Source organism: Bradyrhizobium sp. SZCCHNR2028, assembly GCF_032380995.1.
In the GTDB taxonomy this organism is placed as follows: Bacteria; Pseudomonadota; Alphaproteobacteria; order Rhizobiales; family Xanthobacteraceae; genus Bradyrhizobium.
In genome coordinates this window covers 149307-163132 of sequence record NZ_JAUHJF010000010.1, presented here as the reverse complement: position 1 = coordinate 163132, position 13826 = coordinate 149307, and the positions used below count along the sequence as shown (strand labels likewise).

The window sequence follows — 13826 nt, the reverse complement described above, 5'->3', positions numbered from 1 at the left end:
TCGATCCGCCTGCGAAGGCTGCTTTTATGGCCCGGCTGCGTCGCCTCGGATGCAGTTTGCGGGAGGAAGAGGTCCATGTCATTGCGTCGAGCGGGTGTTTGCGCGGTCGTCATCTGGAGCCAACTGATGGTGGTGCCGGCCGTCTCCTGGCAGCACTGGGGCGGCGATGCCGGTGGGACGCGGTTCTCTCCGCTGGCGCAGATCACGCCTTCCAATGTCGATCGGCTCGTGCCTGCCTGGGACTATCACACCGGGGATCTGCAGAGCCGGCCGCCCGCGGCCGCCTTGCGGACCAAGTTCGAGGCGACGCCGATCCTGGTCGAGGACAGCCTGGTGTTCTGCACGCCGTTCAACGAGGTGGTGGCGCTCGATCCCGGCACCGGCGTTCAGCGCTGGCGTTTCGATCCCAAGGTCGGCAACGGACGGCGCCCGGCCAATCGCTATGCCTGCCGCGGCGTTGCCTATTGGGTGGACGAGCGGGCGCCGGCCGGCGTGGCGTGCCGCAGCAGGTTGTTCATGGGCACGGTCGATTGCCCGCCTGATCGCCCTCGATGCCCGGACAGGGCAGCCCTGCGCCGGCTTCGGAGCGGACGGTGAAGTGCGGATCGACATCGCCAAGGACCTGCTGTGGCCGGGCGAATTCCAGATCACCTCGGCGCCGGTGGCGAGCAGGGGTGTCGTGGTGGTCGGCTCATCGATCGGCGACAATGTGCGGGTCGATGCGCCCGAAGGCACGGTCCACGGCTTCGATGCGCGCACCGGCGAGCTGCGCTGGCGTTTCGATCCGCTGATCCATGACGGCATCGCGGCGGGACATGCGAACGTCTGGGCGCCGATGTCGGTCGACGAGGTGCGCGGCCTCGTGTTCCTTCCGACATCCTCGCCCAGTCCGGATTTCTTTGGCGGTGCGCGTCCGGGTGACAACAGGCACGCCGATTCCGTAGTCGCTCTGCGGATCGAGAGCGGCGCACTGGCCTGGTCGTTTCAGACCACGCATCACGACGTCTGGGACTACGATCTGCCGGCGCAGCCGACCCTGGCGCGGATCGAGACCGGGCAGGGTGCACGTGACGTCGTGATGCAGCCGACCAAGCAGGGTTTCGTGTTCGTGCTCGACCGCGACACCGGCGCGCCGATCTGGCCGGTGGAGGAGCGCGCGGTGCCGCAGGGCGCCGTCGAAGGTGAGGTTCTGTCGCCGACGCAGCCGTTCCCGACCCATGTGCCGCCGCTGCTGAATCAGCACTTCGAAATGGCAGAGGTCTTCAGGGCCGTGCCGCGCGTCGTCGATTCCTCCTGTGACGATCAGCTCGCGGCGTTGCGCAATGATGGTCTCTACACGCCGCCGACGACCCGGGGCGCGTTGCTGTTTCCAATGACCGGAGGCGGCGTGAACTGGGGCGGCGTGGCGTTCGATCCCGTGCACCAGATCCTTTACGCCAATGTCAGCCGCGCCATCCACATCGTCAGGCTGATCCCGCGCGCCGAAGCTGACCGGATGACGCCGCCGCGCGGTGTCGATTTCGGATTGCAGCGCGGGTCACCGTTCGCGGTGACGCGGGTGGTCGCCATGTCCAAGCTCGGCCTGTTGTGCAACCGGCCGCCATGGGGCGAAATGGTCGCGGTCGATCTCAAGGCCGGCAGGATCCTGTGGCGCTCGACGGTCGGCACCACCGAGGATCGCGCGCCGCTCGGGCTGGCGTTCAAGTGGGGCACGCCGCTCGTCAACGGCGTCGTGGTCACGGGCGGCGGCCTCGTCTTCACCGGCGCGATGGACGCCTATCTGCGCGCCTTCGACGCTGTCTCAGGTCAGGAGCTCTGGCAGGGCCGGTTGCCGGCGCCGGGCGTCGCCAATCCGACGACCTATGAATGGAAGGGCGAGCAATTCGTGGTGATCGCAGCGGGCGGCCATTCGGAGGCGGGCACATCGCTCGGCGACAGCGTCGTGGCGTTTCGGCTGGCGCGCGATGGCGAAGGGCCCTCGCTGTGGTCACGGACGATTGATCGTCCGGGCGGACGGTTTGTCGCCGGCGTCCTGCTCGCGGTCGGGGTGCTGGTCGGTCTGTTGGTGACGTTGTGGCGATGGCGCCTGCGGCGGGTCTAGCCCGCCGCGCCGCCATCAGTCGAATGCGACGCCGATCCGCTTGTCGTGGCTCCAGACTGCGTGGCAGCGCCGCGTGAACTTGTCGGCCGGGATCACCAGCGTGAAGGCTTCGGGCAGACCGACCGGGCTGACCACCTCGACCCTGGCGCCGGTGTCGGACATGTTGCGGACCATGCAATCGACCGCGCCGCCGCCGTCGAATGCCAGCCTGCCCTGCTTCAGCACCCGATGCCTCGGTGCAATGCGCTTGTCACTCGTCTCGCTCATGGCCTGTAACCCGGTGCCGAATGGCGTCACCTTTCGCGTCAAAAGCACCTAAAATAAATCAGTCTCGCGTTTCGATCAGATGAATCCGGCCTGCGAAGCCCGGGCCGTCGCCTTCATGTTTCGTTAACCCCCCGGGCAGAGAGGCCGCAGATCAGAGCATCGCGAAGGCGCTCGACACCATGGCCACCGGCTTGCCATCGCCGGCGCTGGTCAGTGTGACCCGGCCGAAGCTCATGGTGCGGCCCATCCGCACCACGCGCGCATCCGCCAGCACGTCGGCGGAGGCAACGGCGCGCATGAAATGCGTGGTCTGGTCGACAGTGGTCATCGGCCGGTAGCCGCCGCTCGCGGTGACCATCCCGATCACCATCGCGGTATCGGCAAAAGCCATCAGCGCCTGGCCGCAGACGACGCCATTGTCGCGGCAGAGCCGCGGCGAGAACGGCATGCGCAGGATGGCGCCGGCTTCGCCCTGCGGAGACGGCGCGATGTCCTCGACGATCAAGCCAAGATCCTTGATCCAGGGCGCGAACACGTCATCGAGGATGCGCCTCGCGTCGTCGGTGGTGAAGTTCAGGGTCTCGTTCGGCACGCGCGGAGGTCCTTCCATGATCGTGTCATCGATTTGTCTTGGCATCGACTTGCCTCGCCGCGATCGGCGGAGCCGCCGGAATGTTGCCGCAGAGCGGCGGCTTGAAAAGGCCGGAGTTGGAAAACTATGATGAGGGCACACCGTGGAACAGACGGCAGGTGCGCGCAGACGATGCGGCCGTGAACATCTCGACCTGCGGTCCACCGTTCCGGCACAGTGCCGCGGGCTTGGCGCATGGCGAAGCGATGGTATAAGGCGCCTATACCGGGGAGTAACCAATGAAGAAGCTGATCGTGACGATGGCGGTTGCCGTGCTGGCCGGCTGGGCGGTTCCCGCAATGGCGCAGATGCCCAACATCAACCTTCTCGCCGACGGTCCCTCCAAGTCGCCCGAGGAGAAAGAGGCCGAAGCGGCGCGGGAGCAGGCCTACAAGGACACCATGCGCAAGATTCCGGACGCCAAGACGAGCGCCGATCCCTGGGGCAACGTCCGGGCGGCGGAGCAGCCCAAGGCGGCGCCTGCCATGAAGACCACCGCGGCCAAGAAGCCGAAGGCTGTCGGCAGCACCAACTGAGATTTATCGCGTTCGGGTCGGGCGGGCTCTGATCCTCCCGGGCCCGCTTGCCCGATTGCGGACTCGGATTCCTCGCGGCCCCATCTATATTGACGGTGTGGCAGCGCGTTGGAGTTCGTCGATGGGGATGCGTCCTCGAGACATGGCCAGCCGGATGGCGGCCCGGCGCCAGAAGAAGAGCGCGGGCCCGGTTCGCGACGGCTACGTTCGTGACACGTTCACGCTGCCGCGCGAGCAAGCGCGCGCCAAGGCCCGCGATTATCTGACCCGCTATCCCCAGGCCGGCTACATGAGCGCCGTCGAAAGCTGGCGCGAGCTTCCCGATGGGGCCATCGAGTTCACGATGCGGCGGCTTCCCAGCGCCGATTGAATCATTCCGGCTAGCGCCTCATTCCTTCTCGCCGAGAAGCTTGCGCGTGTCGCGATTGATGAAATGAAGCCGCGTGCAGGCCTTGCAGACCACGGTTTCATAGGCGTACGCGGGATCGCCGGGCTTCGGCTCTTCCAGCCAATGCTGCACGTTCATCCCCGTTCGCGGACATTTGAAGATCAGATTACCCATACAAATTTAAATGTCTGCCAGGATGCAGACAGGCATTTTGATCTGGATCAAGCTCGGCTGGCGAAATGACGCGCAGTCACCTCGCCGGCCACAGGCTTCGGTTGTGGTTCTCGTCGGTGACGATCTACAAGAGCTGTGGCGGGCCGTCAGGCCTGATCCAGCGACTCGGCGACGATCCGGATGCGGAAGACCGGCTGCCGTGCCTCGTCGAGCAGCTCCATCTGCCATTCGGAGTTTTCGGCGAGCTTGCGCGAGATGCTGCTGGCCATGTCGGCACAGACGGTGGTCATCTCTTTCCAGGCTGCGTTGCGGTCGGCGCACTCGGTCCCATACTCGGACGCGCCTGAGAAGTGGCCGTTACGGATACGAAAGAAATAGAGCGGCATTGCCAAAACCGGTGAGCCCTGACCGCCCCAGGCCGCTGGGTTTGATGTACGCATCGCAAATGGAAGCGCAAAACCCCCTCGGATCAATTCCGGTAAAATACGGTCGGTCGCGCTGTCCGCTCGGTTGAGCTGATTGCCGTTGGGGATGTGCGGCGCAATCGGACGGATTGCGGGCCAACGAATGAGCCTCGGAGAATGAGCCTCGGACCGCCGCGGTCCGAGGCTCGGCGTCAACGTCGTAGCTTCCCAGCGAGGGCAGTTCGGCAATGACGTAGTTAGACTAGTGCGAAACTTGTAGGCGTGCCTTGCGTCAGATCAAGGTTGCCATCTCGATCAATCGCCGTGGGACGCGCGCCTAGCTGTGATCGAAGATCCGTTCCGGCATGACTGTCAGTCGGTAGGCGATCTGCGTCGCGCCGTCGACCATTTCCAAGAGTTCATCGCATGCCGGACAACGCCTCTCTCCCGCGGCGCCTTGCTGCGAGTGAAGCTCGATCCTTTGAAGGCCGGCCCTGCAGGACGGGCTCGTCACGTCATCTCTTGTCATCGCCAATATGAAGCGCAACGCAAGCGATCCGTTCCCCGACATCACGACAATGACGGGGGGATGCATCCCGCGCGGAGCTATCAACGTCGAAAGCCCCGGACGTCGTCCGGGGCTTTCTTTCGGCGCGGATGGTTTCAGGGCCGTGCGCCTACGGGTGACGGAGCCTGCAAATGTTGTAGCTGGCAGGCTGCAAGGGATCGGTCGACGGCACACCACGGGCGATACACCAAAGGCGATACACCACTGACAATGTGCGGCGACCATTATCGCAACGAACAAACAAATCCGGGGCTGATCAAAAATTTGCTCAGACGTACGACAACCATGATTCTATAACGCAACCCAAAGTTTATGACAATGGTTTGTGGCTTGAAGATGTCGTGAGCGCCGCGTGCTGCGTGATGCGGATCACGCCGGCTTCCATTCGGCCCACTCATTCGCCCGGTCATAGGGGGCTGCGCGAACGGCTCTCGTGGCTCCCTCTGGCATGGCACGAGACAGCGTCCTGGCGGGCGCCGTTTCATCTGTCGCTCGTCATATGGCGGCCGTCGAGCTGTTCGCGCGCCGGCCATTGCTCCGGTCGGAACGCAGGGTGCCATTCCGCCTCAGAAAGCCGCGGCAGATCCGCGGACGCTTCTGTTGCGGAACTTCTGGCCGGACACAGCTTGCGCGCGGCCGAGCATTGCATGTGCATCTGCATCGAAACCGTGCGCCTGCACGCACGATGAGCCGAACAAAAGCAGAAGAGGCGAGGGAACTTCGTTCCTGTCAGGAGAACCCAGGAATGTGCGATCTACGCACGCGTGTAGGAGTTTGGTAGTTTCAAGGGAAAGACCTGACGAGCACGATCGGTCCAACGATCGCGGCGTTGAAGTCGGCGAGGTCTTCGCTGGGAATCCAGTACTCGAGATGCTCGCGGCCGCCGGCCTCACGCACCTCGTAGTTGTCGATGAAGCCTCGCAGGATCGCGAAGCGCAGCACATGGCCGCGGCCGCTCGCCGGCACGTTCCAGTCCCGTGCGATCTTCACGGCATAGTCCTCGGTCAGCACCGGGTAGAAGATCGGCTGCTCCGGAAGGCGCGGCGGAAACGCACGCATGCCCGACGCCTCGATCAAGGCAAGCTCCTTTGGGCCGACGGGGCGCCACAACGTGAGGGTCTGTTCCTTGTTGGATCCGGTCATGCTGGTGCCGAAAATTGGAAGCGGTGTGCGATGCCCGCAGAGAAGGACCAGCAGGATGATAGGGCAAAGCCGAGACGACACTAACAACTTATAATTGAGTCGACGTCTGCCGCAGGCGTGGGAAGCGAGTTAGAGCGCTCGGACAGGCTGGTCGTCATTCGCGCGATCGCCGGTCGGCGGCTGCGCCGTTCGCGCACATGGCTTCCGCCTCCAGCCGGATCAGGATCCTTTCGCGGTCGCCGTCATCCAGCACCCCGTACTTCGCTTCTGGGCGCGCTGATCGGGCAGCGCTCCCTCGCTGCTGCTCGGTGGACTGCGCGCCGGCCCTCGAGTGGCAGGCGTGTCCCCGCGGTTATCAGGGGGGCTGAGAGCGATGATTGTTGAGAAGAACATATTGCGAACAAAGAACGGATGGAGTACATTCACCTCAAGATTGCTGGCCGACCTCGTTAACCGTTTGTCCATCTCGCGAATCCCCGCCATAAGGAGCGCCAATGTCCGCCACCGCCCTGCGTATCGTCGAAGGTTCCTCAATGGATAAGAGTAAGGCGCTCTCTGCTGCGCTGTCCCAGATCGAACGTCAGTTCGGCAAGGGTTCGGTGATGAAGCTGGGCAAGAACGACCGTTCGATGGATGTCGAGACGGTGTCGACCGGCTCGCTCGGGCTCGACATCGCGTTGGGGATCGGCGGGCTGCCAAAAGGGCGGGTGGTCGAGATCTACGGGCCGGAATCATCGGGCAAGACCACCTTGGCGTTGCACACGGTGGCCGAGGCGCAGAAGAAGGGCGGCATCTGCGCCTTCATCGATGCCGAGCACGCGCTCGATCCGGTCTATGCGCGCAAGCTGGGCGTCAACATCGACGAGCTGCTGATCTCGCAGCCGGATACGGGTGAGCAGGCGCTGGAAATCTGCGACACGCTGGTGCGTTCGGGGGCGGTCGACGTGCTGGTCGTCGACTCCGTCGCGGCGCTGGTGCCCAAGGCCGAGCTCGAGGGTGAGATGGGCGAGTCGCTGCCGGGCCTGCAGGCCCGCCTGATGAGCCAGGCGCTGCGCAAGCTGACCGCTTCCATCAACAAATCCCACACCATGGTGATCTTCATCAACCAGATCCGCATGAAGATCGGTGTGATGTATGGCTCGCCGGAAACCACCACGGGCGGCAACGCGCTGAAGTTCTATGCCTCGGTGCGCCTCGACATCCGTCGCATCGGCGCGATCAAGGAGCGCGATGAGGTGATCGGCAACACCACCCGCGTCAAGGTGGTGAAGAACAAGCTGGCGCCGCCGTTCAAGCAGGTCGAGTTCGACATCATGTATGGCGAGGGCGTGTCCAAGATGGGCGAGATCCTCGATCTCGGCGTCAAGGCCGGCATCGTCGAGAAGTCCGGCGCCTGGTTCTCCTACGATAGCCAGCGTCTCGGGCAGGGACGCGAGAATTCGAAATCGTTCCTCAAGGCCAATCCGGACATGACTGCCAAGATCGAAGCCGCGATCCGCCAGAACTCCGGCCTGATCGCCGAGCAGATCCTGGCCGGCAATGCCGAGCGCGACGCCGACGGTGAGGAGCCGGCGGAAGAGTAGGGGTACGGCGGCGGCGGGCGCCGTGGACGTTGAGTTGCCGACGTTCCAGCGCCCGTTTGCAGATGTGTGGTGCTCTGCCGAAATCTGCGGCTGCATTCCCGAATGCAGCGAGAATGCGTCTCTGAGCGCCGGATGCGATCTCCAACGCGAATAGCTGAAGGCGTGCACGCGGACGAGCGGACCGGATCCGCGCGGCGGCACCGGGATTTCCGACGCCGATCCTGGGCGCCGGGAGCCGATCGCGAATATGTTGATAGCGCCCTGAGCCAATCGGGCCGTGCCGGAGCCAACAGCATGACGCGTTTGATTCTAGCGGCCGATGATCCGAGCGCCGGAGCGCTTCGGAGGGGCGGCTTTGCCGACCTGGTGGTGCCAATTCTCCATCGTTTCGTGTGGGGACCGCTGCCATCCGATGCCGAATTATCGGCGTATCTCGTCCAGCGCACCACGCGACGGAAGCGGGGGCATTGGTTGGATTTCGCCTCGCGTAGCGACGTCATGGCGGCCGGCGGGCGGAGTCACAGTTTTCTCGAACTTGTTGACCGCTGCGATAGCGTCGAGCTGTGGATGGGAACCCGTCCGAACGACCAGTTGGTGCTGATCTGGCTCTTGGATTATCTGCGCCATCACGCGGAGATCGCGACGAAGATCGTATTGCGGCATGTCGATGTACCGCTATTCGATGCCCCGGCCGGGCGACTCGCCGGTCGGACCATTGCCGGCGTAGAGCTCGCACGTGAGCATCTCGACCTGGGTCATCTGGCATGGCGGGCGTTTCGGGCGCCGACGCCGCAAGCCTGGTTCGATCTGTTGAAGCAGGATCTCAGTGCACTGCCTCAGCTTCGCCGCTGCGTGCAGGAGATGCTTGATGAGCTTCCCGGTGTTGCGACGGGCCTCGGAGCGTCGGAGCTGAGAATCCTCGAATTGCTGTCAGCCGGCTATCAGCACCCGTTCGACCTGTTGCCGCATCATCGGGATCGCTTTCAACGGCGCGTCTATGACTATTGGGAAGGAGGCACGTTGCTCGACGGTCTGGCGCTCGCGCCGGTGCCTGCAATTTCGGGCCTCGCCGAATCGCCATTCTCGGTCGAGATGCACGACAGCCGTGAACGCCTCGAGCGCTACAGGGCCAGCACGCTGTCGCTGACACCGCTCGGCAAGGCAATCCTCGCCGGCGAGGAGGATTTCAGCAGCCATAATCCGATCTGGCGCTGGTGGGGCGGCACCGAATTGATCAACGCCAATCTCTGGCGTTGGCATGCGGTGCTCATCGCTCCGGATCATGGCACGCCTCACGTCATTGATTGTCGCGAGCCGTGGCGCCCGATCCCTTGGAGCATGCGTGAGGAGGCTTATTCCGCCGCCTGGGCGTAGTCCGCCACCGGCGGGCATGAGCACACCAAATTGCGGTCGCCGTAGACGTTGTCGACGCGGCCGACCGGGCACCAGTACTTGTCGGTGCGCGAGGTGCCCGCGGGGAAGCAGCCCTCGCTGCGCCGGTAGGCCCTGTTCCAATCGTCGTCGGCGATGTCATGCACCGTGTGCGGCGCGTGGCGGAGCGGCGAGGCCTCGATTCCGAAGCGGCCCTGCTCGACCTCGGCGATCTCCTGGCGGATCGCGATCATGGCGTCGCAGAAGCGGTCGAGCTCCGACTTGGACTCCGATTCCGTCGGCTCGATCATCAAGGTGCCCGCCACCGGGAAGCTCATGGTCGGCGCATGGAAGCCGTAGTCGATCAGTCGCTTGGCGATGTCGTCGACGGTGACGCCGCTGCTCTGCTTGAGCGGCCGCGGATCGATGATGCATTCATGCGCGACGCGGCCGCGCTCGTTGCGGTAGAGCACCGGAAAATGCGCATCGAGCCGCGCCGCGACGTAGTTGGCATTGAGGATCGCGATCTCGGTGGCGCGGGTCAGGCCCTCGCCGCCCATCAGCAGCATGTAGATGTAGGAGATGGTCAGGATCGAGGCGGAGCCATACGGCGCCGCCGAGACCGGCCCGATCGGATGCGCGCTCGCGCCATCGGTCGCAGGGTGACCGGGCAGGAAGGGCGCCAGATGCGCCTTCACGCCGATCGGCCCCATGCCCGGGCCGCCGCCGCCATGCGGAATGCAGAACGTCTTGTGCAGGTTGAAATGGCTGACATCGGCGCCGTAATCTCCGGGTCTGGAGAGGCCGACCTGCGCATTGAGGTTGGCGCCGTCGAGATAGACCTGTCCGCCGTGGGCATGGACGATGTCGCAGATGTCGCGGATGTGCTCCTCGAACACGCCATGCGTCGAGGGATAGGTGATCATGATGGCGGCGAGCTTGGCGCTATGCGCTTCCGCCTTGGCCTTGAGATCGGCCAGATCGACATTGCCGCCTGCATCGCAGCCGACCACGACCACCTCCATGCCGGCCATGTGCGCCGAGGCCGGGTTGGTGCCGTGGGCGGAGGAAGGAATCAGGCAGATGGTGCGGTGGCCCTCGCCGCGGGCGGCGTAGTAGCCGCGGATCGCCAGGAGGCCGGCATATTCGCCCTGCGCGCCCGAGTTCGGCTGCAGCGACACGGCATCATAGCCGGAGATCCGGCACAGCCAGTCGGTCAGATCGGCGAACATCGTGTGATAGCCGGCCGCCTGCGCGCGCGGCGCGAACGGGTGCAGGCTGGAAAATTCCGACCACGTCAGTGGAATCATCTCGGTGGTCGCGTTCAGCTTCATCGTGCAGGAGCCGAGCGGGATCATCGCACGATCGAGCGCGAGATCGCGGTCCGCGAGCTTGCGCAGGTAGCGCAGCATCTCGGTCTCGGAGCGATGCGCGTGGAACACCGGATGGGTCAGGTACGGCCGCTGCCGCTTGAGCTCGGCCGGCAGCGCCTCGCGCGCTTCCGCCTCGATCGCCGTGTAGGAGAGTTCGCCGCCGAATGCGCGCCAGACGGCTTCGACGACATCGGCCGTCGTGGTCTCGTCTAGCGCGATCCGCAGCCTGCTGCCGTCGCGGCCGAGATTGATCCGCTCGCCTTCCGCGAGGGCGATGATCGAATCGGACTTGGCGCCGGCCTCGACGGTGACCGTGTCGAAGAAGGTCTCGCTTTCCGGCGCAAAGCCGAGCTTGCGCAGCCCTGCAGCCAGCACCGCGGTCCGCCGATGCGCGGTGCGGGCGATCGCCTTCAGCCCGTCGGGGCCATGATAGACGGCATACATCGCAGCGATCACCGCCAGCAGCACCTGCGCGGTACAGATGTTCGACGTTGCCTTCTCGCGGCGGATGTGCTGCTCGCGGGTCTGCAGCGCCAGCCGATAGGCGGGGGCACCGCGCGAATCGACGGACAGGCCGACGATGCGGCCGGGCAGCGAGCGCTTCAGCGCATCGCGTACCGCCATGTAGGCGGCATGCGGTCCGCCATAGCCCATCGGCACGCCGAAGCGCTGCGCCGAGCCGATCGCGATGTCGGCACCGAGCTCGCCCGGCGAGGCGATCAATGTCAGCGCCAGCAGGTCGGCAGCGAGGATCGCGAGCGCGCCCTTGTCGTGCAGCCGGGCGATCGCGGGGCGCGGATCGCGCAGCGCGCCCGTCGTATCCGGATATTGCAGCAGGCCGCCGAACACCTCGGCGCTGTCCAGATCCTTGGCCGGGTCGCCGACGATCAGCTGCCAGCCGAGCGGCTCGGCGCGGGTGCGCAGCACCGCCAGCGTCTGCGGGTGGACATCCTGATCGACGAAGAACGCCTTGGTCTTGGTCCGTGCCGACCGCTCGGCCAGCGCCATGGCCTCCGCCGCCGCCGTGGCTTCGTCCAGCAGCGAGGCATTGGCGACGTCGAGCCCGGTGAGATCGCAGATCATGGTCTGGAAGTTGAACAGCGCCTCCAGCCGGCCCTGGCTGATCTCCGGCTGATAGGGCGTATAGGCCGTGTACCAGGCCGGGTTCTCCAGGATGTTGCGCTGGATCACCGCCGGCATCAGCGTGCCGGAATAGCCTTGGCCGATCAGCGAGGTGAAGACCTGATTCCGCGCCGCCAGTGCGCGCATATGCGACAACGCTTCGGGCTCGCTCAGCGCCGGCTCGAGGGTGAGCGGCGCCGTCTGCCGGATCGTGCCGGGCAGCGTCTGCGCCATCAGCTCCGCCACGCTCTTGGCGCCGACGGTCTCCAGCATCGCCGCGACGTCGCGGGGAGAAGGACCGATATGGCGGCGGGCGAAGCTGGTGGCGGCATCATCGAGCGGCTTGAGCGGCATGGTCATGAGCAAATCCTCTATGCCTCGTCATGCCCCGCGAAGGCGGGGCATCCAGTAAACATCGATGGTGAGATCAGGCGGAGAGAGCGCGGCGTAGTGGATCGCCCGGTCGAGCCGGGCGATGGCAGTGGTGAGTATCGCCGCACCGCACGTCTCACGCCGTATGAGCCTTGTAGGCGGCCTCATCCATCAGGCCGCCGAGCTCGCCCCGGTCGGCGATCTTGAGCTTGAAGAACCAGGCCTTGCCGCCGGCGTCGGTGTTGACGAGCGCAGGCTCGTCGGCGATCGCCTGGTTGACCTCGACCACCTCGCCGCTGATCGGCGCGTAGACGTCGGAGGCGGCCTTGACCGACTCGACCACGGCGGCAGCTTCCGACTTCTTCAGCGCGCGGCCGACCTGCGGCAGCTCCACGAACACGACGTCGCCGAGCTGGGCCTGCGCATAGTCGGTGATGCCGATGGTGGCTGTGTCGCCATCGATGCTGAGCCATTCATGGTCGGAGGTGTAGAGCGTGGTCATGGACGTCCTTCAGCGCTTGTAGGTGTTGGGAACGAAGGGCATGGCGGCGACGCGCAGCGGCAGGCGCTGGCCGCGCACATCGGCGAACAGCCGGGTGTCGATTGCGGAGAGGGCGGTCGGCACGTAGCCCATGGCGACCGGCGCATTCAGCGTCGGTCCGAAGCCACCGGAGGTGACCTGGCCGATCGGCTCGGCCGAGTCGGCGCTCGCGAACAGCGGCGCGCCCTCGCGCACCGGTGCGCGGCCCTCGGGCCTGAAGCCAACGCGGCGGCGTGTCGCACCGCCATCGAACTGCACCAGGATCCTGTCGGCGCCGGGGAAGCCGCCAGCACGCGCGCCGCCGGTGCGGCGGACCTTCTGCACCGACCATTCCAGCGCGGCCTCGACCGGCGTCGTCGTCGTGTCGATGTCATGGCCGTAGAGGCAGAGCCCGGCCTCGAGCCGCAGGCTGTCGCGGGCGCCCAGCCCGATCGGCAGCACGTCGTTGTCGGACAGCAGCGCTTCGGCGAGCTGCTCGGCCTTGGCGGCGGGAACGGAGATCTCGTAGCCGTCCTCGCCGGTATAGCCGGAGCGGGAGACGTAGCAGGGGAGCCCGTCGACCATGCGCGGTCCCGCATCCATGAACCGCATGCCCTCGGCCTCTGCGTAGAATTTCGCCAGCACGCTCGCGGCCTTCGGCCCCTGCAGCGCCAGCAGCGCGCGGTCGGTCAGCGGCTGCACGTCACAAACGTCGGACAGCCCGTCGCGCAGCAGCTTGATGTCGGCGTCCTTGCAGGCGGCGTTGACGACCAGCACCAGGTGCTCGCCGAAATTCGCCACCATCAGGTCGTCGAGAATGCCGCCGTCGGCGTTGGTGAATTGGGCATAGCGCTGCCGGCCTGCCGGGATGCCGACGATGTCCTGCGGCACCAGCCGCTCGAGCGCGGCTCCGGCGTCGGCGACCTTGCCGGATTTCGGCACCAGCGCGACCTGGCCCATGTGGGACACGTCGAAAAGTCCGGCCGCGCTGCGGGTATGGAGGTGTTCCTTAAGCACGCCGGGGGCGTACTGCACCGGCATCTCATAGCCCGCGAAGGGCACCATCTTGCCGCCAAGGCTGCCATGCAGCGCATGGAGCGGCGTTCGCTTCAAAGAAAGGGGGGCAGCCGGTTCAGCCATCGATCAGGGGTCCTCGCGCGGTTCCTCGGGACCAGTCCCGAAAAACGCCACCGAAGCCCCATCTGTCGCTGTGCCTGAGAGTATTATCCCGTCGGCGGACGCGGTCCGGTCAAAGCCCGGCCAGCGTCTCTTT

At 65.5% G+C, this 13826-nt stretch carries 12 protein-coding genes and 1 pseudogene; 5 read left to right on the top strand and 8 right to left on the bottom strand.

All coding sequences use genetic code 11. The annotated features are described in order from the left end of the window. Nucleotides 1–126 precede the first annotated feature (126 nt). A pseudogene (locus QX121_RS18010) lies at nt 127–2101 on the top strand (pyrroloquinoline quinone-dependent dehydrogenase). A gap of 15 nt (nt 2102–2116) precedes the next feature. Here QX121_RS18010 and QX121_RS18005 read toward each other — a convergent pair. Both QX121_RS18005 and QX121_RS18000 read right to left on the bottom strand, forming a co-directional pair. After that, the gene (locus tag QX121_RS18005) at nt 2117–2368 is read right to left on the bottom strand and encodes a PilZ domain-containing protein (RefSeq protein ID WP_315716061.1); all 252 of its coding nucleotides are present in this window, start codon (nt 2366–2368) and stop codon (nt 2117–2119) included. Between the two features lie 151 nt (nt 2369–2519). Further along, entirely contained in the window at nt 2520–2978 is a 459-nt protein-coding gene (locus QX121_RS18000) for a PaaI family thioesterase (protein ID WP_409998121.1), read from the bottom strand. A gap of 260 nt (nt 2979–3238) precedes the next feature. Here QX121_RS18000 and QX121_RS17995 point away from each other — a divergent pair, with 260 nt between their 5' ends. Together QX121_RS17995 and QX121_RS17990 are read left to right on the top strand one after the other, a co-directional pair. Next, nucleotides 3239–3535: a hypothetical protein gene (locus QX121_RS17995; RefSeq protein ID WP_315739911.1), complete on the top strand. Its 297-nt coding sequence runs from the start codon at nt 3239–3241 to the stop codon at nt 3533–3535. A gap of 121 nt (nt 3536–3656) precedes the next feature. After that, nucleotides 3657–3905 carry a hypothetical protein gene (locus QX121_RS17990; RefSeq protein WP_315812644.1) on the top strand — a complete coding sequence of 83 codons (249 nt, stop codon included), beginning with the start codon at nt 3657–3659 and terminating at the stop codon, nt 3903–3905. Between the two features lie 18 nt (nt 3906–3923). Here QX121_RS17990 and QX121_RS17985 read toward each other — a convergent pair whose 3' ends face one another. The 3 genes from QX121_RS17985 to QX121_RS17975 all read right to left on the bottom strand — a co-directional run bounded on the left by QX121_RS17985 (nt 3924) and on the right by QX121_RS17975 (nt 6146). Beyond that, nucleotides 3924–4061: a hypothetical protein gene (locus tag QX121_RS17985; protein WP_315739909.1), complete on the bottom strand. Its 138-nt coding sequence runs from the start codon at nt 4059–4061 to the stop codon at nt 3924–3926. Between the two features lie 182 nt (nt 4062–4243). Further along, nucleotides 4244–4483: a DUF6894 family protein gene (locus QX121_RS17980; protein ID WP_012045383.1), complete on the bottom strand. Its 240-nt coding sequence runs from the start codon at nt 4481–4483 to the stop codon at nt 4244–4246. A gap of 1369 nt (nt 4484–5852) precedes the next feature. Further along, on the bottom strand, nt 5853–6146 hold the full coding sequence (locus tag QX121_RS17975; protein ID WP_315777640.1) for a hypothetical protein: 294 nt from the start codon (nt 6144–6146) through the stop codon (nt 5853–5855). Nucleotides 6147–6706: 560 nt separating this feature from the next. On the opposite strand from QX121_RS17975, the gene recA reads away from it, so the two are divergent. Together recA and QX121_RS17965 are read left to right on the top strand one after the other, a co-directional pair. Beyond that, nucleotides 6707–7795 carry a recombinase RecA gene (recA, locus tag QX121_RS17970; protein WP_315739908.1) on the top strand — a complete coding sequence of 363 codons (1089 nt, stop codon included), beginning with the start codon at nt 6707–6709 and terminating at the stop codon, nt 7793–7795. A 294-nt stretch (nt 7796–8089) separates the two neighbouring features. Beyond that, entirely contained in the window at nt 8090–9169 is a 1080-nt protein-coding gene (locus tag QX121_RS17965) for a DUF1835 domain-containing protein (protein WP_315812643.1), read from the top strand. Here QX121_RS17965 and gcvP read toward each other — a convergent pair. The 3 genes from gcvP to gcvT all read right to left on the bottom strand — a co-directional run bounded on the left by gcvP (nt 9148) and on the right by gcvT (nt 13693). Continuing rightward, nucleotides 9148–12021 (bottom strand): aminomethyl-transferring glycine dehydrogenase, encoded by a 2874-nt coding sequence (gene gcvP / locus QX121_RS17960; RefSeq protein ID WP_315812642.1) that lies wholly within the window; start codon nt 12019–12021, stop codon nt 9148–9150. The genes QX121_RS17965 and gcvP overlap by 22 nt on opposite strands. Before the next feature lie 148 nt (nt 12022–12169). Further along, nucleotides 12170–12535 carry a glycine cleavage system protein GcvH gene (gene gcvH, locus QX121_RS17955; protein WP_315812641.1) on the bottom strand — a complete coding sequence of 122 codons (366 nt, stop codon included), beginning with the start codon at nt 12533–12535 and terminating at the stop codon, nt 12170–12172. Nucleotides 12536–12544: 9 nt separating this feature from the next. Continuing rightward, a complete protein-coding gene (gene gcvT / locus QX121_RS17950) occupies nt 12545–13693 on the bottom strand; it encodes a glycine cleavage system aminomethyltransferase GcvT (RefSeq protein WP_315812640.1) in 1149 nt (382 codons plus the stop codon). Nucleotides 13694–13826 lie beyond the last annotated feature (133 nt).